The organism is Bradyrhizobium sp. HKCCYLS20291, assembly GCF_051167715.1.
Taxonomy (GTDB): domain Bacteria; phylum Pseudomonadota; class Alphaproteobacteria; order Rhizobiales; family Xanthobacteraceae; genus Bradyrhizobium.
In genome coordinates, this window is sequence record NZ_JBNPTO010000002.1 from 1 (window position 1) to 21,428 (window position 21,428).

Genomic DNA, 21,428 nt, shown 5'->3' on the forward strand with positions numbered 1-21,428 from the left:
GGCAGTCCCTCAAAGAGCTCGTCGTCAGCCATCATGATCTCCAGCAAATCGCTCCGCTCAGAGAATCATATTCGCACCACGGCTGGCATCAAAAGATTCACAGCCTCGTAGGGTGGGCAAAGGCGAACGCGCAACCTATCCTCGTGCGAACTCGCAGTGGCGCCGTGCCCACCGTCGCACGGCAGCGTTCGCTGTACGATGGTGGGCACGCTGCCGCCTTACGGCGGCCGCTTTGCCCACCCTACGACAGCTCAGTCTGTCACCCCGCGATCTGCTTCTCGGCGATCGATATCCACTCGGCCTGGGCCTTGCGGACGTGGCGGGGCGAGCGCTTCATCTGGATCAAGAGCTCGGTGAAGACCACCTTGGCCTCGTCGACGCGCCCGACCAGCTTGAGCAGCGTGCCGTAACGCGCCTTCGCCTCGCTGCTCGGCGCGTAGTCGAGCAAGGCCTGATACTCGTCTAGCGCCTCTCCGGTACGGCCGGCGTCCTGCAGTGCGCGCGCATAGAGCATATGCGCCTCGGCCGAATTGTAGTCCGGCCAGGTCTTCTGCAGCTCATCGAGCGTTACCAGCGCGTCGGCCGGCCGCCGGCGCGCGAATTGCGCCTTGGCCTTGCCGAGCGCGAACAGCGGTTCATGGCCGAGCGGCAGGCTGAGGATGTGGTCGTAGTGCTGCTCGGCCTCGTCGTAGCGGCCGACCGCAACGCATTCCTCGGCGAGCGCGGCACGGTTGGCGATGGTGTCCGTCACAGCGACGCGATCGGACAGCTCGCGATAGTATTTTTCGGGATCGAGCTTGTTGGCGACCCGCTTGCGTGCCTTCTGGACGTCATGGCTGCCGAGCCATTCGGGGATCAGCTCGACGACGATGTAGGCCAGCGCGCCGATCATCGGCACCATCAGGATGATGAAGGCCCATGGCTGCATGCGCCCGGTGCGCGAGGCATGATAGATCAGCGAAATGTCGAGCAGTAGAACGACAATTGCGACAGGCACGGCAGACCCCCAGTAACGCAGCCCGGACAACACACGCCGAAATTGATAGCGTGACCGGCAGGCGCCCACAATCCCATGCCGGCGCGAGGCTGAGTTGGCGTTGCCCGTTTGACGCACCGCTGCCACAGCGGGTTCAACGGCCGGCGTGGTGACGTTCGCTTGCCGTACGGCGGATGGTCGGCACGAACGGGCAAGGGCGGAAGCGCCGCGCGCTCCCGCCCCTCCGAGCCGAACCTGCAGCCGGATTACTGCTGCTGGTCGATGACTTGCACCACCTTTTGGTCGCGCGGGTCGATGAGCACGACCTGATCGCCGATCGCCAGATACTGGTAGTTGGCGAGCTCCGGATTGGCGCGGGCGAGTTCATCGGGCACGCGTCGAAGGCTGAGGCAGCTCGAGCCGGACGAGGTCGACGACGATGTCGTCGCGCCCACCGTGCCCGTCTCGGTGGCGGCGCGACGCAGGATCTGGCGCTGATCGTCCGACAGCACGATCCGCGTCGAGCTGACGCCGTAGCCGCCGCGATCGTAACCGCCGCGGTCGGCGCGCATGCCGTTCTGTGGAATGATGTCGACGATCTCGCGGCTGCGCGGATCGATGATCGCGATCTCGTCGTTCACCACCGTGTACTCGTAGCCACGATATTCCGGCACGATGGTCACGATCTCCGAGGGCAGCGTACGCGGGCGCACGCGGTCCGGCAGGCGCTCGCCGACATTGATGCGGATGTTGATGTCGGTGCGGGCGCGGTCGAAATCGTGATCGCGCTTGAGCTGATCGACCACGCGGGTCTTCTGCTGCTCGTTGACCTTGACCTGCGTGCTGGAGCGGTTGCCGTTGGGCTGAGCCTGATTGTTGGCCTGTCCGGTCTGATCACGCTGACCGGCGCCCGTTGCGCCGTTCTGCTGCGCCGTCGTGCTCTTGCTATCGGCATTATTCGGCTGGTTGGCCTGCTTGTTGCGGTCATTGTCCTGCTTGTCGCCGGCCTTGTCTGCAGCCTTGTCGGAGGTACCGCTCTTGCGCTCGTCCTGGCTCTGCCGGGTCTTGTCGTTGTTGCGCTCGTTGCGATCGGCCTCGCGATCGGACTTCCGCTCAGACGTGCCCGACTTGCTCTCGGCGGCGCGATCCTCGCTCTTGCGCGACTCGTCCGCACGACCCTGCTGCTGCTTGGACTCTGGCCTGGACTTGCTGTCCGGCTGCTTGTCGACCTGCTTGCTGTCGGCGGACGGTTTCGTCTCGGCGCTCTCCTTGGCATCGCGGCCGCGTTCGGCCGCACCCGCTCCGCGCTCGCTCTTGCTCTCGGCGCTTTGCTTGGCATCATGCCCCACGCGCTCCGAGGCGCGCTCCTGGGCTTGCTCGCGCCCGGCTGCCGTTGGCTCGGTGCGACGCTGCTCCTGCGCGCTCTGCTTCGTTTCGGACGCTCCGCGTTCCATCGACGCGGCACCGCTCTTGGCCTCTCCCTTGGCCTCTCCCTTGGCCTCGGCGGCGGGACGTGTCGCCTCACGCGCGGTCGAAGCAGCAGGACCACCCTCGCGCTTCATCTCGGATTGTGCCGATGCGACACCCGATGCGGTGCCGATCGCCAGGATGATTGCGGCCGTTCCCAGCCAGTGTTTCGTCGTCATGTGAGAACCTCCTCGGTTCCCTGCCCCATGCGCGGGCGGACAACGCGAGCAGCCGCCCGGCGTTGCGGGCCGGCGCGAGAAAAAACTGCGGAACGAATTGGATGAACGTCTCGGGCTAGAGCTCGACCCGCGTCAAGCACCGCCGAGAAGCGGCCAAGGCCTCAGCGCTGCGGGACCCCCAGCAGCACCAACACCGGGATCGCAAACTGCGCGAAATTGGTGGTGCTATTGGTCTCGCTGCTCGCCGAGCTGATCAGGCTGGCACTGCCCCTCGATCCGAACAGCATCCCGCTCACTTGATATTCCCGGGTGCCATCAGGGGCCACCTTGAGGCGCCGAACGCGAAAGACACGCGGCACGCCGGTGCCCTTGTCGCCCTCGACGCCGAGAATAGTGGTCGTCTGGCCCGGCACTCGCTCATCCAGGATCCGGATCGTCTGCTCCTGGGAGGCTCGGAACTGCTCGACCGTCATGGTCGCATCGGGCGCGTACAGCCGGTAGCTCACCTTCGAGCCCGGGCCACACTGGGCCTCCTGGCAGAGAAAAAAGGTGACGTCCGTGCCGTTCGGCCGCTGAGACTTCCAGCCGCCCACCGAGAACGGCAGAGACGGCGCAGCAGGCGACGGGTTGACCGGCGGAGCGGCCGAGGGGATCTCCGCGCGGGCAACATCAAATCCGATGCCGACACAGAGAATCAGCGCCAGCAGAAGGCGCGTCGACATCGAAACCAGGGCAGAGGTCATTTGCGGTCCGTGCGATGAAGCAAGTGCCCGACACTCCATCAGCAATCGGCCGTTTGTTGGCCCGGCCTCGATCGGACCCGGTCGAGGCATGGCACACGTGAGGAGCCGCGATCAGGCGGCGCGGTCGAGATGGGCGACGAGGCCGGCAAACAGGCCGCGGCCGTCGGTGCAGCCCATGATGTCCTCGACGTGATTCTCGGGATGCGGCATCATGCCGAGCACGTTCCCGCTCTCGTTGACGATGCCCGCGATCGAATGCGCCGCGCCGTTGATGTTGCTGAGGTCGCCGACCTCACCATCGGCCGAGCAGTAGCGATAGAGCACGCGCCCGTCGCCATTGAGCCGCTTCAGGGTCTCTTCGTCAGCGGCGTAGTTGCCCTCGCCATGGGCGACGGGCACGCGGATGACCTGGCCGGCATTGTAGCCGCGGGTAAACGGCGAATCCGAACGCTCGACGCGCAGATGCACGTCCTTGCAGATGAACTTCAGCCGGTCGTTGCGCATCAGAACGCCCGGGAGAAGTCCGGATTCGCACAGGATCTGGAAGCCGTTGCAGACGCCGAGCACGAGCCCGCCCTTGGCGGCGTGATCGCGCACCGCATCCATCACCGGCGCCCGCGCCGCGATCGCGCCACAGCGCAGATAGTCGCCATAGGAGAAGCCGCCGGGGACGACGACGAGGTCCGTGCCCTTGGGCAGCGACGTCTCGGCATGCCACACCATCGCCGGCTCATGGCCGGAGATCATGCGCAGCGCCCGCGCCATGTCGCGTTCGCGATTGATGCCGGGGAAGACGAGGACGGCGGATTTCATGGTTCTGGCCTATTACTTGGTTTTCTGCAGGGCACTCTCGAACCGATCGAGGTTTGCCCAGCTTGCGTTCCTGTCGCTGGATGAACTGGTCAAAACGAACGTTGATGTTGCATCATGGACGATGCTGGAAGTCCGATAAGTCGAGGTGCCGTCATCAGCCGTCTCGATCCAGTATGAGCGACCGATCAGGTTGAGATTGAGAGGCGGCGAGACCATTGCCGGCTTGTCACCCTCGCTGGCCACCGTCGCTGCGGTAGAGTCGTCCTTGCGCCTCGCCCAGGGAGGCACTGCCGCGTCAAGCGGTTCGGTACGGCAACTGACCCACGATCCGAACACGCAATCTGCACGCTGGCAGAGGAAAACATGGACATCGTCAGGCTCGGTCGAGTGGCGCCATCCGTCCAGCGAGATAGGCGCAGCCGCGTCAGCCATCGCCATCCCCGTCAAGAGACCAATCCCGATGAAAGCGATTCTTACTCGTTTTCGGGGGATCATGCCTCAACCTCCGTTGATCGCCCTACCCCAGCAGCTCCACCCGGTAATTCTCGATCACCGTGTTGGCGAGCAGCTTGTCGGCGGCGGCCTTGAGGGCCGCCTCCGCCTGGGCCTTGTCGGCGCCAGCGAGCTCGATGTCGAACACCTTGCCCTGGCGCACACTCGCGACGCCGTCGACGCCGAGCGATTTCAGGGCGCCCTCGATCGCCTTGCCCTGCGGATCGAGGATGCCGGTTTTCAGTGTCACCGTGACACGCGCTTTCACGTCTTTAACCCTCAGCTCTTGACCAGGACCGGGCCGGAGCCCGCCGGACGCTCGTTCTCCATCAGGATGCCGAGCCGCTTGGCGACCTCGGTATAGGCCTCCAGAAGGCCGCCAAGATCACGACGGAAGCGGTCCTTGTCGAGCTTCTCGTTCGACTTGATGTCCCACAGACGGCAGGAATCAGGGGAAATCTCGTCGGCGACGATGATCCGCATCATCTCGTTCTCGAACAGCCGGCCGCACTCCATCTTGAAGTCGACGAGGCGGATGCCGATGCCGAGGAAGAGGCCGGTCAGGAAGTCGTTGACGCGGATGGCGAGCGCCATGATGTCGTCGATCTCCTGGGGCGTGGCCCAGCCGAACGCAGTGATGTGCTCTTCCGACACCATGGGGTCGTTGAGCTGGTCGTTCTTGTAATAGAATTCGATGATCGAACGCGGCAGCTGGGTGCCTTCCTCGATGCCGAGGCGCTGCGACAGCGAGCCCGCCGCGACGTTGCGCACGACGACCTCGAGCGGCACGATCTCGACCTCGCGAATCAGCTGCTCGCGCATGTTGAGGCGGCGGATGAAGTGGGTCGGCACCCCGATGTCGTTGAGGTGCTGAAACAGGTACTCCGAGATCCGGTTGTTGAGGACGCCCTTGCCTTCGATCACCTGGTGCTTCTTGGCATTGAAGGCGGTAGCGTCGTCCTTGAAGTGCTGGATCAGGGTGCCCGGCTCCGGACCTTCGTAAAGGACCTTGGCCTTGCCTTCATAAATGCGACGCCGACGGCTCATTGGGATGTACCGTGTTTTGTTGAAATCCATGAAATGGTGGGCTCCGGATGACTTTGGACAGGACCACGACGGAGCTGCCGCGAGGGCCTGGATCTCTACGGAAACAGAACAAGAACCGGGCCTGTGGGAAACCTATCCCATTGGTGTGCCGAGCACAATCGATCCAGACCCGGGCGGCGGAGTTTTACCGCCCTTCCCTGCGGCCTCGTGCCCGTTGTATTGGCAAGATGTTCCAATTATTTAGGCGTGCGGATACCGCCCCGCAACCGCCTCCGCGGTTAACCCTCTTCGGCAACACTGGAAGTTCCGGCCATGACCACGTTCGACAAGCGCGAGGACGCGTTCGAGAAGCAATTCGCCCATGACGAGGAATTGAAGTTCAAGGCGGAAGCCCGCCGCAACAAGCTCCTCGGCCTCTGGGCGGCCGAGAAGCTCGGCAAGTCCGGCGCCGATGCCGACGCCTACGCCAAGGAAGTCGTCGCCGCCGATTTCGAGGAAGCCGGCGATGCCGACGTCGTGCGCAAGGTGCTGGGAGATCTCACCGCCAAGGGCGTCACCGAGGCCGAGATCAGAGCCAAGATGAGCGAGCTGCTCGCGACTGCGGTGGCGCAGGTCAAGGCGGGACAGTAACGATAGGCGAATAGCGAATGGCGAGTAGCGAATAGGGTCAGTTGACCCTCGTTCCCTACTCGCTACTCCCTATTCGCCCCTTCCCTACTCTTCCTTGAATCCATACTCCGGCACGTTGCCGCTGGCGCCGTAATATTTGTACGGCAGGAACTTGCCCGACATCGTGATCTTGACGCGGTCGCCCTTGGCGTTGGGCAGGCGCTCCATCACCATGTCGAAATCGATCGCCGACATGATGCCATCGCCGAACTCCTCCTGGATCAGCTCCTTCCAGGCAGGGCCATTGATCATCACCAGCTCGTAGAAGCGGTAGATCAGCGGATCGGTCGGCGGCATCTGCACGCCCTCGCCGCGCATCGGCGTCTCGTTCAGCATCGAGATCTCGCTCTTCGAGAGACCGAACAGCTCGCCGGCGTTGGCGGCCTGCGGCTTGGTCAGCTTCATCTGGCCGAGAACCGCGCCGACGATCAGCACCTCGGAATAGCCGCCGATCTTTTCGCAGATATATTTCCAGCTCCAGCCCTTCTCGCGCTTGATGTCGAGCAGCTTCTCGGTGAGGTCGGATCGCTTCATGCTTGGTCTCCCTTGATGGGTCTTCGTTGATGGGTTTCTTCTGAGCGTCAGCGTGCGACGGCCTGCGGCGCGTCGCTATCGGCCGGCTTGGACGCAACGATCGTCGGCTCGGTCCGGCCGATCTTGACCACCGGCACCTTACGCGGATCGTGATCCGGCGTCTCCGCGGTGAAGGTCTTGCTGCGGCTGACCAGGAAGTCGATGATATGGTTGCGCAGCGCGTAGTAAAGCGGGTGACGGTGCAGATCACCGCGCAGCCGGTCCTTCGGCAGCGGGTTCTCGACGATCTCGGCAAGCACGGCGCCGGAACCGTTGGTCATCAGCACGATCTTGTCGGCGAGATAGATCGCCTCGTCGACGTCATGGGTGATCATGAAGACGGTCTGGCCGGTCTCGACGCAGATGCGCCTAACCTCGTCCTGCAGGGTGCCGCGCGTCAACGCGTCGAGTGCCGAGAACGGCTCGTCCATCAGCATGATCTTGGGCGTGATCGACAGCGCGCGCGCAATGCCGACGCGCTGCTTCATTCCGCCGGAAAGCTCCGACGGACGCTTGTGCTCAGAGCCGGCGAGGCCGACGAGCTCGATGTATTTCAGCGCATGCGCCTTGACCCTGGCGCGGTCCCATTTGCGCCATTTCGACGAGACCGCATAGGCGACGTTGCCGAGCACCGTCCGCCACGGCAGCAGCGCATGGCTCTGGAAGATCACGGCACGGTCGAGGCTGGGACCCTCGATGGCTTGTCCATCGACGACCACCACACCCTCGCTCGGCTCGTCAAGGCCAGCGAGGATGTTGAGCACCGTGGTCTTGCCGCAGCCGGAATGCCCGATCACGCAAACGAACTCGCCGCGTCCCATCGCCAGCCAGAGGTTCTCGAAGATCGTGGTGCTGCGCGCGCCGTCATAGCGCTTGGCGATGCCCTCGATGGAGATGAATTTGTCGGGGGTCATCCGAGATCACTCCACGAATACGGTGCGCTCCCTCTCCCTGTTCTTACGGGGAGAGGGTCGGGGTGAGGGGCAGCCGCACGGGCGGTGCGAGCCTTTGGCGAAGATGACGGGCACGCGCGCGAGGTGCGTACGGGGTCAGACCTGTCCCCCCTCACCCGGATCGCCCGCTGACGCGCGCGATCCGACCTCTCCCCACAGGCGGGGAGAGGTAAGGACGCAGCGGCGCCTGTGATGAACATCATCACCCTACTCCGGAAATGTGACGAGCCGCGACACGCGGGCCAGGATCTGATCCAGCACCATGCCGACAAGGCCGATCAAGAGGATCGCGATGATCACGTTGGTGATCGACAGGTTGTTCCACTCGTTCCAGACGAAGTAGCCAATGCCGGTGCCGCCGACGAGCATCTCGGCGGCGACGATCACGAGCCAGGCGATGCCGATCGAGATCCGCATGCCTGTGAGGATCGTGGGTGCGGCGGCGGGAAGGATGACAGTGAAAGCGCGCCGGATGTTGCTCACTTCGAGCGTGCGGGCGACGTTGATCCACTCCTTGCGCACGCTGGCAACACCGAAGGCGGTGTTGATCAGCATCGGCCACACCGAGCAGATGAAGATCACGAAGATCGCCGACAGGCTGGAATCCTTGATGGTGTAGAGCGCTAAGGGCATCCAGGCGAGCGGCGAGATCGGCTTCATGATCTGGATGAACGGATCCAGCGCCTTGCTCATCAAGGGCGACATGCCGATCAGGAAGCCGAGCGGGATCGCGATCGCGACCGCGATCAGATAGCCGAGCATGACACGCCCGAGCGAGAAGGCGAGCTGGATGCCGAGCCCCTTGTCGTTCGGACCATTGTCGTAGAACGGCCGCCTGAGATGCTCCCACAGTTTGGCGCCGACATCGAGCGGGCCGGGCATCGCCGATTTGCCCTGGGTCGCGGTCATGCCCATCAGCTTGGCGTATTCCGGGCTCATGTTGGCCGCCGCGCCGGTGCTGCGCGTGGCGATATGCCAGGCGCCGAGGAACACGGCGAGCAGGACGATGGAGACGACGGCAGCACGAAGACGCAGTGAGGCGGTCATGCCATCGCTCCACCACCAGTGTCGTCCCTGCGAACGCAGGGACCCATAACCACAGGCGGACGTTGGTGGAAAAGATCGTCGCTACCAGCCCTGCCCCAAGCCAGGTCACGGCGTATGGGTCCCCGCGTTCGCGGGGACGACACCTTTGGTTTGGCCAGTGGCGGCGTGTTCCTCACCGGGGATGTGGCCGGCAGCGTGACCAACACTCCCATCACGACGCCTTCTTGATCTTGAAGCTCGCGACGTAATCGTCCGGCTTGGTCGGATCGAAGCTCTTGCCCATCACCGAGAACGACTTGTAGGAGTCCTTCGGCGGCGAGAGCCCCATCTCGGCCATGACCTTGCGGGTGTCGGTGGCGAGATAGATCTGCTCGGCCACCGCTTTGTAATCGACGTCGCCCTTGATCTGGCCCCAGCGCTTCATCTGGGTCAGCATCCACACCGCGAAGGACTGCCACGGGAACGGATCGAAATCGACGCGCTTCGGGTCGGTCTTCACGCCGCCGAGGCCGTCGGCATAGGTGCCGGTCAAGACCTGCTCCATGACCGTCACCGGCGCGTTGATGTAGTTCGCCGGCGCGATCGCCTCCGCGATCTGCTTGCGGTTCTCGGCCTTGGACGCGTATGCGGTAGCATCGACGATGGCGCGGGTCAGCGCGGCGAAGCTGTTCGGCGCCGTCGCAATGAACTCGCGGCTGGCGGCGAAGCTGCAGCAGGGATGGCCGTCCCAGATTTCCTTCGAGAGGATGTGCAGGAAACCGACGCCGTCGTAGATCGCACGCTGGCAGATGTTGTCGGGCGCCAGGAAGCCGTCGATGTTGTCGGCCCTGAGGTTGGCGACCATCTCCGGCGGCGGCACCGAGCGCAGCTGCACGTCGGTGTCGGGATCGATGCCGTGCTCCGCGAGGTAATAACGCAGCAGATAGTTGTGCATCGAATAGTCGAACGGGATGGCGAACTTCAGGCCCTTCCAGTCCTTCGGATCGCGCTTGTCCTTGTGCTTCATCGACAGCACGATGCCCTGCCCGTTGATGTTCTCGATCGCCGGCACGGTGAACGGGATCGGCTGCGCGCCGAGGCCCAGCGAGATCGCGATCGGCATCGGCGCCAGCATGTGCGCCGCGTCGTATTCCTTGTTGATGGTCTTGTCGCGGATCACGGCCCAGCCCGCGGTCTTGACGACTTCGACGTTCAGGCCGGCCTTGGCATAGAAGCCGAGCGGCGCGGCCATGATGATCGGCGTCGCGCAGGTGATCGGAATGAAGCCGACCTTGAGATCCTTCTTCTCGGGCGTGCCTGCCTCGGCAAATGCTTCGGTTGCGGTCTTGAGCGGGAAGAACTGCGAGACCGCGGCAAGCGCGGTGGCGGCACCGACGGATTTCAGGAACGCACGGCGCGTCGCGACTTCTGGAAAGACCGCGCGCAGCACCGCGGAGGCGACGACGTTCTCGTAACGCTTCTCGCGACTGTCAGCGACCGGCTCGCAGCGCAGCGCCAGCATGGCGTGCTCATGTTCGGCCGGGCTGCGATGCTGGCCGCAAATACAACCGGCATTCACGCTGGAATCGGCATCGAACGGATCATCGAAAATCGACATGTGCTGCGCCCCTTTGTCACACCTGTAGTCGGACTCGCGCTGTCAGCGCCTTCGAACTGCTCATCCGGCCGCGTTTTTCAGCGGCCGGATATGCTCATCATGCAGCTTTTATGCCGCTTTGCTGATCAGCGCCGGCATCGGGAGACCTTCCTCGATCGGCAGCGACGGGTCTCGCGACCACTCGTTCCACGAGCCGAAGTACATCCGCACATCCTTCACGCCGGCGTTCTTCAGCGCGAGGAAGGTGTTCGAGGCGCGCGCCCCCTTGAAGCAGTAGAGATAGACCGGTGTATCAACGGTGATGCGGACGGTGGCGCATTCGGCGAGGATCTCCTCCTTCGACTTGAAACGCGGGCCTTCGCCGGTCGGCTTCATCATGCGGTACCATTCGAGCCAGACGGCGCCGGGGATGCGGCCCTTGCGCGGGCAGAAATCCTTGCCGTAGGGCGAGGAGGAATCGCCGATCCACTCGTCGACATCGCGCACGTCGAGGATCGCGATCGCCGGATTGCCGACGGCGGCGAGCATCGCCTTGGCGTCGATCAGGATGCTCCCCGCCTCCGGCACGATCGCGAACGAAGCCTTGGTCGGCGACGGCACGTCGGTGCTGACGGGCATGCCGGCTGCGACCCAGGCGTCGTAGCCGCCGTGCAGGACCTTGACCTTGGGATAGCCGAGCATCGTCAGCAGGAAATAGCCGCGGCAGGACTGGCCGAAGCCGGAGTTCATCGACTGCTCGTAGACCACGGCGGTCTCGCTGCCCGACAGGCCGGCGGCGCCGAAGGCATCGGCGAACTTCGTCTTCAGCTCTGCGATGCCCTCCGGCGTCGATGTCGCGAGATAGGTGAAGATCTCGTGGACGTTCACGGCACCGGGCAGATGGCCCGCGCCGTAGGCATCGGGATTGCGCGTGTCGATGACGACACACGGTTCGGTCTTGATGAACTCGGCGAGTTCGCCGGCAGTAATCAGAACGTCCGTCATGGCAGGCCTCTCCTGGTCTAAACTTCGTTGTTTGCCGTTCTCGCCGGCGTCAGCCGTCGGCGAGCATCTTGCGGAGCTGCTTGGTCGCGGGGGTGACGATCGCGACGAAATACGCCTCGCGCAGGCGACGTTCGGCGCGATTGCCCTTGATGTAGCCGCGCGCTCCGCAATGGAGCATCGCGGCGTGAGCCGCGGCGACGCTGGCCTCGCCGGCCCGCAGGCGCAGCGCGACGACCTTGCGCCAATAGGTCTCGTCGGTGTTGTAGGGATCGCGGGCGAGTTCGGCGGTCTCCTTCGCGAGCTCATCGGCAAGCGCGCTGAAGTCGACCGGCTGTTGCGGCAGATAGCGGTTGACGTGGCCGAGCGGCGCCTCGACCTCCTGCATGATCTTGATGCAGTCCTTGATCAGGCCGAGCGCCATGCCGGCCTGCAGCAGGATGAATCCAGCTCGGATCTTCTTCACGAACGGACCGGCGGGATCAGCGAGGATCAGCTCGTCTGGCACGAACAGATCACGGAACTGGATGCCGTAGGTCCCGGTGCCATCCATCGCGAGGAAGGGCTGGCACGGCTGCAGCGTCACCGCCGCATCCGAGCAGTCGGCGATGAACATCACGATCTCGCCGGGCGCATCCTCGCGTTCGAAGATCGTGCCGAACATGTGCTCCGGCCCGAGATTGGAGACCCAGGGCAGCACGCCGCGCACGACATAGCCGCCCTCGACCTTCCGGCCCTTGAGCTTGAGCTTCTCGATGCCGAAGAAGCTCTTCATCGGGTTCGAGAGCCCGGTACCGCCGAGCAGCCGGCCGCTGGCGGCATCGTCGAGCAGGCGATCGACCAGCGCCTTGTTGGAAGAGTTCGCGATGTACCAGACCAGCGTGTTCTGGCACCACGCCATGAACGCCGAGGCACCGCACACCTCGCCGATCGCAGCGATCGCATCGATCGCGCAGTTGAGATCAGCAGCGCCATCCTCCGGCACGTGACTGCTCCACGCGCCGACCTCGCCGAAGCGGCGGAGCACGTCAGCCGGGTACACCGTGCCGGCGTCGATGCCAGAGGCCAGCGGCGCGAGCTCGTTGCGCGCGATCGCCGCCACCTGCTCCACGGTCGACGCCACGGGCATGACGCCCGCGCCATCGACCGCCAGATGCTGTCCGAGTGAACCCATGACGTCCTCCGCTACTCGCGACTACAGGTCAGATCCCGACCTCGAGATTGACCGGGCGGGTAAACGTGTTGGCGACCGGCGACCACTTCTTGACGTGATCGATCAGCGCCTGGATCTCGGCCTGCGGAATGCCCTCGCACTCCATGTCGACCTTGACGCGCACATCGGTGAAGCCGACCGGCTTTTCGCTGGTGTCGCCGGTGCCCCAGACCGCGGTGATGTTGAGATCACCCTCGAGCTCAAGCTCGAGCTTGTTGACGGTCCAGCCGCGATGCACCGCGTTGGCATGCAGGCCCACCGCGAGGCAGGAGCCGAGCGCGGCGAGCGAAGCCTCCGATGGATTGGGTGCGGTGTCGTCACCCAGCAGCCCCGGCGGCTCGTCGACGATGTACGGCGCGAGGTTGCGGATGTAATTGGCATGGCGGAATTTGCCCTCCGCCACGGTCTTGCACTTCAGGGTCTTGATGACCTTGGGGTTGGCCTTGCCGTTGACGATGAGCTGTTCGAGCCCACCTTTGTCGATGGGTGCGAGGCAGCCCGTGAGGGCCGTCTTCTGAACAACTGCGGTCATCTCATTTCTCTCCCTGGGATCGAGGATACCGAACGGTCTGTTTCCTGCACGAAGCGTGCCAGAGAGCCTGGATTTGAAAAGGCGGAGCGATCCTCGCGGCTTAGGGAAAGATGGCGGAATGCGGCCTGCCCCCGCCTGCTCAAGCGCGATGCAGAGTGCTGTGCGCCGCGATGAAAATGAGCGCAGCGCCGCATCATCACCATCACTGGTCTTGCTGACTCACGCGCACAGCGACTAAGCTTGCGACATGGGCAAGTCAGCTGCGCGCAAACCAACGGCCAGGAAGCAGGCGATCGCGCGAACGATCGCCGCAAGCGATGATGAATCGGCACGCGGCCGCCTGCTCGGCGCGGCGACGCGGCTGTTCTGCAAGAACGGCATCAACGCCACCGGCATCGACGCGATCATCAGCGAAGCCGGAACGGCAAAGACCACGCTCTACAAATTGTTCGGATCGAAGACCGCGCTGGTCACCGCCGTGCTCGAAAGCGAAGGCAAGCAGTGGCGGGAATGGTTCATCGCAGAGATGGAAACCGGCGGAGGCGATGCCGAGACCAAGCTCGCGCGCATCTTCCCGGCGCTGAAGAGCTGGTTCAGCGAAGAGCGCTTCTACGGCTGCCCCTTCATCAATGCTGTCGGCGAGCACGACAAGGACCAGAAGCAGTTTCGCACCATCGCGATGCGCCACAAGAAGGTGGTGCTGGCGCATATCGAGAAACTCGCCCGCGAGATGGGCGCGGCGGAGCCCGAGAGCTTCGCCCACCAGCTGGCGTTGTTGATCGACGGCGCGATCGTCGCCGCAATGGTGTCGCGCAATCCCGAGGTGGCGGATACGGCGGGGCTGGCCGCGAGCGCGTTGTTTGAGCCGGCAAAGGCGAAAGCGGGCAAGCGCGCAGGCCGGACCGACCCGCAGCTTGCGACGGTGTAAGCCAAGCCCATCTTAACCGTCACGTCACGCTTGTTGCCCGGCTACGAGCCTTTCGTTTGACGAGAGATGTTTCCGCCCGTCATTGCGAGCGCAGCGAAGCAATCCAGAGCTCCGCCCACCACCCTGGATTGCTTCGCTGCGCTCGCAATGACGAGGAGAGATTGTGCGTTGCTAGCGTGAACCGTGGGGCCCGCGCGCATGGCGAGCCAATAGCAGTCGTCCTGCCGCTGGCAGCGGATGACGGTCCGAGGCCTATCGAAAGTAGTCCGCGACAAGCTGCAGGTCGGCTGGCATTGCGGCCGCGCCATTGAGGCTGGCGTCGATGATGCGGCGGCACGCGGTGACCGTCGCCTCGTCACCGAGCTCATTGGCCGCTTCGAGCACGTGCCAAGCCGCGTCGGCGGCCGCACGATCCGCGGGCGCATCGCGCAGACCGAGCCCGGGCCCGCCATGAAGATGAAGTGCCATTCCGCTCATCCGCGATCACCTCGTCCTTTGCCACTGCATCAATGCACGAACGCCCGCGGCGCGCCGCTCCGGGCGGGCGCCTTGCGCGACTGATAGAATTCCAGCACGCTGCGTGACGCCCTCGCATCCAGCCGCGCGTAGTCGCGCTCCAGCTCCTGCAGCTCGCCCGCGGTGATGCGGTGATCGCGCGCACCGAGAAAGGCGAGCGCCATGGTCGTGTCCCAGCCGAAGTGCAGCGCCTTGGCCAGCATCAGCAGCATCTCGCGATTGCGGTCGAACAGCGCCCGCTCGACGACGTCGGCCGGCAGTCCCGACAGCAGCGCGAGGCCGATCGTCACCTCCTCGACCTTGTGGGCGACGGCATAGCCGGCGATGGTGCTCTCGTGCAGATTGCCCTCGCGGTACTGGATCGAGACGGTGCGCTTGGCGACGAAGTAGTTGCGCGTGCCGGGACCGAATTTGGACTGCAGATCGCCGGCGACATTGGCCACCGAGCTGTGGATCTCGCCCATCAGCTCCGGCCGCTCACCGGCCAGCCTCCGACCGACATCGTCGGAAGCCTTGGCGATCAGCTGCTGGAATAGATGCCTGGGAATGTCGAGCCGCCGTCCGAGATGCTCGGCGAGGATCGAGTCGTTTTCCGCCCGCTTCACCATGTGCAGGAAACCGTGGCCGGAGAACTGGGCGCCATGGTTTTGCGCCACGGCCGTTGCCACTGCGCGGTTACCACGGGTGGCCAGCACGTCGGTGATGGCCGGGCTCAACGTCTTGCGCTCGGCGATCGCCAGCAGATGCGCCTGGCTCTTGGTGCTGGCGTTCTCGACCAGCGTGGCGTCGTCGAGCCGCTCGGACTGGCGCAGGATCGGACCGGCGACGTCGATCTCGTCATCGAAGGCGAGCTTGCGAATGACGCTGGCCGGCGAATATTCGATCCTGGCCAGCCGATGGGCAAGCCTGGCCCGCGCCTCGGTTTCGATCTCGTCGGCAAGCCGGCCGATCACCTCGCCGAACGTCGCGATCTCCTCCTCGTAGTAGCGGCCCGCGATCAGCAGATCGGTCGCATGCCACAGCGCGCGTTCGCGGCTGTCGGCGGTCCCCCTCGCGATCGCCTCTTCGAGGTCCCGCAACATCGATCTGGTTTCGTCCATGATGAACAGCCGCAATGATGATCAGGCAATGCGGCAGCATACGATCCGGGACACCAGTGTTCCGTAACCCGGAGCATGCGGATTTGACCGGGCATTTTCGTTCAAATGCGCGGCCGCTCGTTAAGCATGCCGGACGGCCTTGGCCTCAGCGCTCGCGCATCGCGTCGTGGACGTGCTCGCGCAACGGCGCCAGCACGAAGTCGATGATGCGCCGCTTGCCGGTGAGAATCTCGGCCTTCACCGACATGCCCGGCACCAGCGCCGCCGCACGGCCGTCGATGTCGAGCGTGGCCCGGTCGAGCGCGATATGGACCATGTAGCGCAGCCGCTCGCTGGCCTCGACGCGGTCGGTCTGGTCGGCCTGGCGCTCGGCGCCCTGCACGCCGTTGGGGTTGACCGGCGCTGCCTCGGCGTCGCGGTCCACCGATGTCACCTTGCCGCCGAGCAGCCCGTAGCGCGTGAACGGGAAGGCATCGACCTTGAGCTCGACGCGCTGGCCGACCTCGACGAAGCCGACATCGCGGTTCTCGACCACCGCCTCGACCTCGATCCTGTCGTCGTCGGGAACGACGGACAATAGCTGCTGCGCCGGCGTCACCACGGCACCGGCGGCGGCGATGTGCATCTGCTGCACGGTGCCGTCGATCGGCGCGCGCAGGGTCTGCAGCTCGGACCGGCGCGTCGCCTTGGCGAGCGCCTCGCCGGCGGCGCGGGCCCGCTCGCGCGCGGTGGCGAGGTCGCGCATCGCCTTGTCGCGCATGTCGGCTTCGGTCGCCGCGATCTTCTGGTCCAGCCCGGCGATCGTGGCATCGAGGGCGATGATCTTGGCCTTGTTGATCTCCAGTTCGGAGCGGGTCTCGACCAGCAATTGCTGGCTCTCCAATCGCGCGATGATCGAGGCATTGCCGATCTCGCTGGCCTTGGTGCGGATGTCGGCGCGCTGCGCCACCATCGGCAAGGTCTGCTCGTATTTGGCCGCCGTCTGCTGCAGTGCCTCGCGCTCGGCGATGTGCTGAGCGCGCTCCTGCGCCAGCGCCGCCAATTGGCTGGCACGCGACGCCGCTTGCGCGGCGAGCTGGGACTGCGCGCGGGCCCGGTCCAGCGGCGCGGCACCGACGACGAGCTCGAACGGCGCCGCCGCAACACCGTCGAGAAATGCCGCGAGCCGGACCTCGTCGAGCAGCGCCGCGATCAGATCGCTGCGGGCACGATCGGCCTCCGCGGTGACCGCGGTCTTGTCGAGCTCGATCAGCGCATCGCCGGCCTGCACGCGCTGGCCGGGCTGCACCAGCACGGCCTTGACGCTCGCAGTCTCGAACGGCTGAACGACCTGCGTCCGGGTGTGCGAGATCACCTTGCCGCTGGCGACGGCGACGATATCGACCTTGCCGAGCACCGCCCAGCCGAGCGCGGCAAAGGTCACCGTGCACAGTGCCAGTGCCGTCAGACGACCAAGCGGATTGGGCGGCGTCTCCGTGATCTCCAGGGCCGCCGGCAGGAATTCGCGCTCCGAGGTCGCTTGGCCGAACGACATGCCGCGCAGAAGGCTTGCAGATTTGCTCATGACCTTCTCCTCAGCGGCCTGCGGACTGGATTCGGTGCAAGTTCGCATAGCGGCCACCGCCGGCCACCAGCTGCTCATGGGTGCCGTCCTCGACGATGACGCCGTTCTCGATCGTCAGGATCCGGTCGGCGTTGCGCACGGTCGACAGCCGGTGGGCGATGATCAGCACGGTGCGGCCGCGCACGATGTCACGCATGTTGGCCTGGATGATGCTCTCGGACTCGTAGTCGAGCGCTGAGGTGGCCTCGTCGAAAATGAGAATGCGAGGATCGCCGACCAGCGCGCGCGCGATCGCGATGCGCTGGCGCTGGCCGCCCGACAGCGATACGCCGCGCTCGCCGATCTTGCTGTCATAGCCCTGCGGCATGCGGCAGATGAACTCGTGCGCGCCGGCGAGCTTGGCGGCGTCGACGATCTTCTCCATCGGCAGCGCCGGATCCGCGAGCGCGATGTTCTCGCGCACCGAGCGGTTGAACAGCACGTTCTCCTGCAGCACCACGCCGATCTGCCGACGCAGCCAGGACGGATCGAGCACCGCGGTGTCGACGCCGTCGACCAGCACGCGGCCGGCTTCCGGCTGGTACAGCCGCTGCGCCAGCTTGGCGATCGTGCTCTTGCCGGATCCTGAGGGCCCGACGATGCCGACCACCTGACCCGCCCCGATTCTGAGCGAGACTTCGCGCAGCACCGGCTGGGTGTTGAGGCCATAGCGGAACGTCACGCGCTCGAACTCGATGGCGCCTTCGAGCGCCGGCTGGTTCTGCTCGGCGCCGCCGCTATGCGCCTCCACCGGGGTGTTGAGGATGTCGCCGAGCCGCTCGACCGACAGCCGCACCTGGTGGAAATCCTGCCAGACCTGGACGAGGCGCAGCACCGGGCCGGAGACCTGGTTGGCCAGCATGTTGAAGGCGACGAGCTCGCCGACGGTCATCCTGTTGGCGATCACGAGCCCGGCGCCGACGAACAGGGTCAGCGCGCCGACGCCCTTGTTGAGCAGGCTCGCCGACTGGCTCGCCCAGTTGCCGATCTGCGAAGCCGAGAACGAGGCACCGACATAGCTGGCGAGCTGCTCCTCCCAGCGCCGCTGCATCAGCGGCTCGACCGCCATCGCCTTGATGGTCTCGACGCCGGTGACGCTCTCGACCAGGAAGGCCTGGTTCTCGGCGCCGCGGCGGAATTTTTCATCGAGCCGAGTACGGAACGCCGGCGTCGTCGCGAGCGACAGCACCGCATAGACCGGCAGCGTCGCGCAGACGATCCAGGCGAGCGTCGAGCTGTAGAGGAACATCACGCCGATGAAGACCGCGGCGAAGGCGAGGTCGAGCACCAGGGTGATGGAGGACGAGGTGATGAACTGCCGGATGGTTTCCAGCTCGCGCACCCGCGCGACGCTGTCGCCGACGCGGCGGCTCTCGAAATAGGCCAGCGGCAGCCGCATCAGGTGCCGGAACAGCCGCGCGCCGAGCTCGACGTCGATGCGGTTCGAGGTGTGCGTGAACAGATAGGTCCGCAGGCCCGACAGCACGGCCTCGAACAGCGCGATCAGCACCAGGCCCGCGACCATCACTTCGAGCGTCGACAGGCCGCGATGCACCAGCACCTTGTCGATGACGACCTGGAAGATCATCGGCGTCGCCAGCCCGAACAGCTGGATCACGAACGACGCCAGCAGCACCTCGATCAGGATGCGCCGATACTTGCCGATCGCGGCGACGAACCAGCCAAAATTGAAGCGCCGCGCCGTGTCCGACAGCTCCGCGCGCTTGGCGATCAGGATCAGCTTGCCGGTCCAGACGGCCTGGAAGTCGGCATGAGACAGCAGCCGCGGTCCGCCATCCGCCATGCCCTGGATGAGAACACCGGTCTCCGTCACCTTGCCGATGACGACGAAGCCGCCGTCCTTCAGCAAGGCGAGTGTCGGCGTCGGCGTGGCCTTGAGCCGCGTCAGCTTCGACGTGACGAGCTTCGCCTTGACGGGAAAGCGCGCCGCGGCGCGCAGGAGATCATCGACCGACAGCGCATCGCTGCGGCCGGCCTCGTGCTGGATGCGGCCGGGATCGGCGACGATGCCGAGCAGATGCAAGGATAACCCCAGCGCCCATGCGCCCTGATCCGTACACGCCTGCATCGATTGATCCCGCCTCTTGGTCCAACGTCCCCGCCGACACCCTCCGAGGCCGGCGTTGGCATGGCGTTAAGTCGGATGCTTAACAGGTGACGCACGACCATGCGCCGCGCCGCCAACGCGCGGGCGACAGGTAAGACAAGACCGCCCAGGCAGGCCTGGGCGGTCCATTCTCGATCACCAAGCTTTCGGTCAGGCCGCCATCGGCATCGCCAGCGTCTGCTGCTGCGAGGCCAGGCTCTGCGTGAACGCGACGCTCGACGCGCCGCCGTCGGTCAGCGAGGCGATCGCCTGAACGAAGCCCGACGCCGGACCGGAGAGATCGTTGACGTCGGAGGTCAGCTTCAGGCCCGAGGACGTGGTGGTCGTCGTCGACGCCAGCTTCTTGGCATCGCCGACATTGTCGATGGTGATCGTATCGCCGGCCGCGAGCAAGGTCGCGAGGCTGACCTCGAAGGTGGTCTGCCAGTACTGGCCGGCCGCCGATCCCCAGGGGTTGCGGATCTGCAGCATGCCGTTGGTGTTGTTGTAGCCGTAGATCGACATCGCGTGGCTCGCCACCAGCGTGGTCTTGCCGGTCGCATCCTTGGCATTGGTGTAGGACGACAGGATGACGTCGTCGCCGGCCGCGAGACTGGCCGCGATCGTCGCCAGCACGCTGGACGTCGAATTCCCGGTCGTGTAGCCGGTCACGCCGAACGACGAATTGTAGACCACCTTGCCCCAGGATCCGCCCATCGCGCGATAGTCGGTGATCTGGGTGGCGCCGGTGATCGCTTCCAGCGCGATCTCGGGCGCGCCGCCGTTGCCGATCGTGGTGTACGAGTTGCCGTAGTTGATCGAGTTGCCGGTGTAGACGCCGCTGGCCTGCAGCTCGGCATAGGCCTTCTCGGCGAGGCTCGCCCAGATCGCGTTGCCGCCATTGTTGAAGATGGTGCCGCCATTGGCGAGCGAAGTGTTGACGGTGACGTAGCGCGCCGTGCCATTGACGTAGAAGCGCACGCCATAGGTGTTGTTGCCGTTGGCCGTGAACATCGACGAGATGACCGACTGCTCCTTGTAGGCGACCTCGGCCAGGCCGGCGAGCAGATAGCAGTCGCCCAGATAGCCCTGGTTGATGTCGCTCATGCTGGGGCCGGCGGCCGAGAACAGCGCCTTGGTCGAGTTCGCGTAGGACACCGAGAACTGGGTGCTGCCGAGGATGACCTTCGACGACGGCAGGTCGGTGCCGAGGAACCATTTGCCGATCAGTTCGGCGAACTGCAGCTCGGTCGAGCCGCTCGCGAGGTTGCCGAGCGCCACCGAGCTCGCGGCGCCGCCGGTCCAGGTCGCGTTCGCGGCGTTGCCGTTGACGAACGCCTGGGTGATGTAGGTCAGGTAGCTCGAGGTCGAGACGCCGTTGTTGAGGTTGGCGGCGATGGTCTTGAGGTCGGCGAACTGGCTGGCGCTCAGCTTGGTCTTGGTCGCAGCCAGCGAGGCGTCGATGTCGGTGAAGACCTTGAGCAGGCCGGCATAGGTGACGGTGCCGTTGACGATCGCGGACGTCATGTCGGCCTTGATCGCGGCGTTGCCGAGCGTGCTCACCCAGGACGGCACGGTGGTCTTGACCGTCGTGGTCGCGCCGACCGCGGCCGACGTCGTCACGGTGCTCTTCAGGGTGGTCGAGACCGTCACTGTGACCGCGACCGTCGCGCCGACGCTGCAGAAATTGCCATAGACCGCGGTGGCATCCGGCTGCGCCGGCGTCGAGGACGCCGCCCTCGCCTGTGCCGCGATCGCTGCCGCGACCTCGTTCAGCAACAAGGTCGGATTGGAGCCGGGCGTAAGCCAGCTGTCACTGCCGCCGAAGCCGGACTGGTTGCTGGCATCGTCGGTCTGCGTGTTACGTGCGCCCTGCGGCTTGATCGGCATTG

At 65.1% G+C, this 21,428-nt stretch carries 21 protein-coding genes; 2 read left to right on the forward strand and 19 right to left on the reverse strand.

All coding sequences use genetic code 11. The annotated features are described in order from the left end of the window. Window positions 1-259: 259 nt before the first annotated feature. The 7 genes from ACQR07_RS04030 to purC all read right to left on the reverse strand — a co-directional run bounded on the left by ACQR07_RS04030 (window position 260) and on the right by purC (window position 5,717). A complete protein-coding gene (locus ACQR07_RS04030) occupies window positions 260-997 on the reverse strand; it encodes a hypothetical protein (protein ID WP_434901069.1) in 738 nt (245 codons plus the stop codon). Window positions 998-1,242: 245 nt separating this feature from the next. Next, the gene (locus ACQR07_RS04035) at window positions 1,243-2,538 is read right to left on the reverse strand and encodes a DUF1236 domain-containing protein (RefSeq protein ID WP_434901740.1); all 1,296 of its coding nucleotides are present in this window, start codon (window positions 2,536-2,538) and stop codon (window positions 1,243-1,245) included. Window positions 2,539-2,783: 245 nt separating this feature from the next. Next, window positions 2,784-3,365, reverse strand: a complete 582-nt coding sequence (locus ACQR07_RS04040) for a hypothetical protein (RefSeq protein WP_434901070.1) — start codon at window positions 3,363-3,365, stop codon at window positions 2,784-2,786. 111 nt (window positions 3,366-3,476) lie between these two features. Beyond that, the gene (gene purQ / locus ACQR07_RS04045; protein ID WP_434901071.1) at window positions 3,477-4,178 is read right to left on the reverse strand and encodes a phosphoribosylformylglycinamidine synthase subunit PurQ; all 702 of its coding nucleotides are present in this window, start codon (window positions 4,176-4,178) and stop codon (window positions 3,477-3,479) included. A gap of 12 nt (window positions 4,179-4,190) precedes the next feature. Continuing rightward, the gene (locus ACQR07_RS04050; RefSeq protein ID WP_434901072.1) at window positions 4,191-4,673 is read right to left on the reverse strand and encodes a hypothetical protein; all 483 of its coding nucleotides are present in this window, start codon (window positions 4,671-4,673) and stop codon (window positions 4,191-4,193) included. Window positions 4,674-4,695: 22 nt separating this feature from the next. Beyond that, window positions 4,696-4,938 (reverse strand): phosphoribosylformylglycinamidine synthase subunit PurS, encoded by a 243-nt coding sequence (gene purS / locus ACQR07_RS04055; protein ID WP_006614499.1) that lies wholly within the window; start codon window positions 4,936-4,938, stop codon window positions 4,696-4,698. An 11-nt stretch (window positions 4,939-4,949) separates the two neighbouring features. Further along, window positions 4,950-5,717 carry a phosphoribosylaminoimidazolesuccinocarboxamide synthase gene (gene purC / locus ACQR07_RS04060; protein WP_008974302.1) on the reverse strand — a complete coding sequence of 256 codons (768 nt, stop codon included), beginning with the start codon at window positions 5,715-5,717 and terminating at the stop codon, window positions 4,950-4,952. Window positions 5,718-6,029: 312 nt separating this feature from the next. On the opposite strand from purC, the gene ACQR07_RS04065 reads away from it, so the two are divergent. Next, window positions 6,030-6,347: a DUF1476 domain-containing protein gene (locus ACQR07_RS04065; protein ID WP_434901073.1), complete on the forward strand. Its 318-nt coding sequence runs from the start codon at window positions 6,030-6,032 to the stop codon at window positions 6,345-6,347. An 84-nt stretch (window positions 6,348-6,431) separates the two neighbouring features. Here the strand turns inward: ACQR07_RS04065 and cynS are convergent, their stop codons facing one another. The 7 genes from cynS to ACQR07_RS04100 form a co-directional block, all read right to left on the reverse strand. Beyond that, on the reverse strand, window positions 6,432-6,920 hold the full coding sequence (cynS, locus tag ACQR07_RS04070) for a cyanase (RefSeq protein ID WP_434901074.1): 489 nt from the start codon (window positions 6,918-6,920) through the stop codon (window positions 6,432-6,434). A gap of 47 nt (window positions 6,921-6,967) precedes the next feature. Continuing rightward, window positions 6,968-7,873 (reverse strand): ABC transporter ATP-binding protein, encoded by a 906-nt coding sequence (locus ACQR07_RS04075; RefSeq protein ID WP_434901075.1) that lies wholly within the window; start codon window positions 7,871-7,873, stop codon window positions 6,968-6,970. A 246-nt stretch (window positions 7,874-8,119) separates the two neighbouring features. Beyond that, window positions 8,120-8,959 (reverse strand): nitrate ABC transporter permease, encoded by an 840-nt coding sequence (ntrB, locus tag ACQR07_RS04080; RefSeq protein ID WP_434901076.1) that lies wholly within the window; start codon window positions 8,957-8,959, stop codon window positions 8,120-8,122. A 211-nt stretch (window positions 8,960-9,170) separates the two neighbouring features. Next, window positions 9,171-10,556 (reverse strand): CmpA/NrtA family ABC transporter substrate-binding protein, encoded by a 1,386-nt coding sequence (locus ACQR07_RS04085; protein ID WP_434901077.1) that lies wholly within the window; start codon window positions 10,554-10,556, stop codon window positions 9,171-9,173. Between the two features lie 108 nt (window positions 10,557-10,664). Then, window positions 10,665-11,540: a sulfurtransferase gene (locus tag ACQR07_RS04090; RefSeq protein WP_434901078.1), complete on the reverse strand. Its 876-nt coding sequence runs from the start codon at window positions 11,538-11,540 to the stop codon at window positions 10,665-10,667. Between the two features lie 49 nt (window positions 11,541-11,589). Then, complete coding sequence (locus ACQR07_RS04095) at window positions 11,590-12,711, reverse strand: acyl-CoA dehydrogenase family protein (protein ID WP_434901079.1); 1,122 nt, start codon at window positions 12,709-12,711, stop codon at window positions 11,590-11,592. 28 nt (window positions 12,712-12,739) lie between these two features. After that, on the reverse strand, window positions 12,740-13,282 hold the full coding sequence (locus ACQR07_RS04100; protein ID WP_434901080.1) for an OsmC family protein: 543 nt from the start codon (window positions 13,280-13,282) through the stop codon (window positions 12,740-12,742). A gap of 247 nt (window positions 13,283-13,529) precedes the next feature. Between ACQR07_RS04100 and ACQR07_RS04105 the strand changes: the two genes are divergently transcribed. Then, complete coding sequence (locus tag ACQR07_RS04105) at window positions 13,530-14,210, forward strand: TetR/AcrR family transcriptional regulator (protein WP_434901081.1); 681 nt, start codon at window positions 13,530-13,532, stop codon at window positions 14,208-14,210. A gap of 252 nt (window positions 14,211-14,462) precedes the next feature. Here ACQR07_RS04105 and ACQR07_RS04110 read toward each other — a convergent pair whose 3' ends face one another. The 5 genes from ACQR07_RS04110 to ACQR07_RS04130 form a co-directional block, all read right to left on the reverse strand. Continuing rightward, window positions 14,463-14,678: a hypothetical protein gene (locus ACQR07_RS04110; RefSeq protein WP_434901082.1), complete on the reverse strand. Its 216-nt coding sequence runs from the start codon at window positions 14,676-14,678 to the stop codon at window positions 14,463-14,465. Window positions 14,679-14,716: 38 nt separating this feature from the next. Then, window positions 14,717-15,826 carry a DUF2336 domain-containing protein gene (locus ACQR07_RS04115; RefSeq protein WP_434901083.1) on the reverse strand — a complete coding sequence of 370 codons (1,110 nt, stop codon included), beginning with the start codon at window positions 15,824-15,826 and terminating at the stop codon, window positions 14,717-14,719. A gap of 145 nt (window positions 15,827-15,971) precedes the next feature. Beyond that, window positions 15,972-17,390: an HlyD family type I secretion periplasmic adaptor subunit gene (locus ACQR07_RS04120; RefSeq protein WP_434901084.1), complete on the reverse strand. Its 1,419-nt coding sequence runs from the start codon at window positions 17,388-17,390 to the stop codon at window positions 15,972-15,974. 10 nt (window positions 17,391-17,400) lie between these two features. Continuing rightward, a complete protein-coding gene (locus tag ACQR07_RS04125; protein ID WP_434901085.1) occupies window positions 17,401-19,518 on the reverse strand; it encodes a type I secretion system permease/ATPase in 2,118 nt (705 codons plus the stop codon). A 189-nt stretch (window positions 19,519-19,707) separates the two neighbouring features. Continuing rightward, entirely contained in the window at window positions 19,708-21,426 is a 1,719-nt protein-coding gene (locus tag ACQR07_RS04130) for a C2 family cysteine protease (RefSeq protein WP_434901086.1), read from the reverse strand. Window positions 21,427-21,428 lie beyond the last annotated feature (2 nt).

Excerpts from the sequence above, each read along its gene's own strand:
- ACQR07_RS04035 (WP_434901740.1), bottom strand. The coding sequence starts at position 2,538 with ATGAAGCGCGAGGGTGGTCCTGCTGCTTCGACCGCGCGTGAGGCGACA.
- ACQR07_RS04040 (WP_434901070.1), bottom strand. The coding sequence starts at position 3,365 with ATGACCTCTGCCCTGGTTTCGATGTCGACGCGCCTTCTGCTGGCGCTG.
- purQ (WP_434901071.1), bottom strand. The coding sequence starts at position 4,178 with ATGAAATCCGCCGTCCTCGTCTTCCCCGGCATCAATCGCGAACGCGAC.
- ACQR07_RS04050 (WP_434901072.1), bottom strand. The coding sequence starts at position 4,673 with ATGATCCCCCGAAAACGAGTAAGAATCGCTTTCATCGGGATTGGTCTC.
- purC (WP_008974302.1), bottom strand. The coding sequence starts at position 5,717 with ATGAGCCGTCGGCGTCGCATTTATGAAGGCAAGGCCAAGGTCCTTTAC.
- ACQR07_RS04065 (WP_434901073.1), top strand. The coding sequence starts at position 6,030 with ATGACCACGTTCGACAAGCGCGAGGACGCGTTCGAGAAGCAATTCGCC.
- cynS (WP_434901074.1), bottom strand. The coding sequence starts at position 6,920 with ATGAAGCGATCCGACCTCACCGAGAAGCTGCTCGACATCAAGCGCGAG.
- ACQR07_RS04075 (WP_434901075.1), bottom strand. The coding sequence starts at position 7,873 with ATGACCCCCGACAAATTCATCTCCATCGAGGGCATCGCCAAGCGCTAT.
- ntrB (WP_434901076.1), bottom strand. The coding sequence starts at position 8,959 with ATGACCGCCTCACTGCGTCTTCGTGCTGCCGTCGTCTCCATCGTCCTG.
- ACQR07_RS04085 (WP_434901077.1), bottom strand. The coding sequence starts at position 10,556 with ATGTCGATTTTCGATGATCCGTTCGATGCCGATTCCAGCGTGAATGCC.
- ACQR07_RS04090 (WP_434901078.1), bottom strand. The coding sequence starts at position 11,540 with ATGACGGACGTTCTGATTACTGCCGGCGAACTCGCCGAGTTCATCAAG.
- ACQR07_RS04095 (WP_434901079.1), bottom strand. The coding sequence starts at position 12,711 with ATGGGTTCACTCGGACAGCATCTGGCGGTCGATGGCGCGGGCGTCATG.
- ACQR07_RS04100 (WP_434901080.1), bottom strand. The coding sequence starts at position 13,282 with ATGACCGCAGTTGTTCAGAAGACGGCCCTCACGGGCTGCCTCGCACCC.
- ACQR07_RS04105 (WP_434901081.1), top strand. The coding sequence starts at position 13,530 with ATGGGCAAGTCAGCTGCGCGCAAACCAACGGCCAGGAAGCAGGCGATC.
- ACQR07_RS04110 (WP_434901082.1), bottom strand. The coding sequence starts at position 14,678 with ATGGCACTTCATCTTCATGGCGGGCCCGGGCTCGGTCTGCGCGATGCG.
- ACQR07_RS04115 (WP_434901083.1), bottom strand. The coding sequence starts at position 15,826 with ATGGACGAAACCAGATCGATGTTGCGGGACCTCGAAGAGGCGATCGCG.
- ACQR07_RS04120 (WP_434901084.1), bottom strand. The coding sequence starts at position 17,390 with ATGAGCAAATCTGCAAGCCTTCTGCGCGGCATGTCGTTCGGCCAAGCG.
- ACQR07_RS04125 (WP_434901085.1), bottom strand. The coding sequence starts at position 19,518 with ATGCAGGCGTGTACGGATCAGGGCGCATGGGCGCTGGGGTTATCCTTG.
- ACQR07_RS04130 (WP_434901086.1), bottom strand. The coding sequence starts at position 21,426 with ATGCCGATCAAGCCGCAGGGCGCACGTAACACGCAGACCGACGATGCC.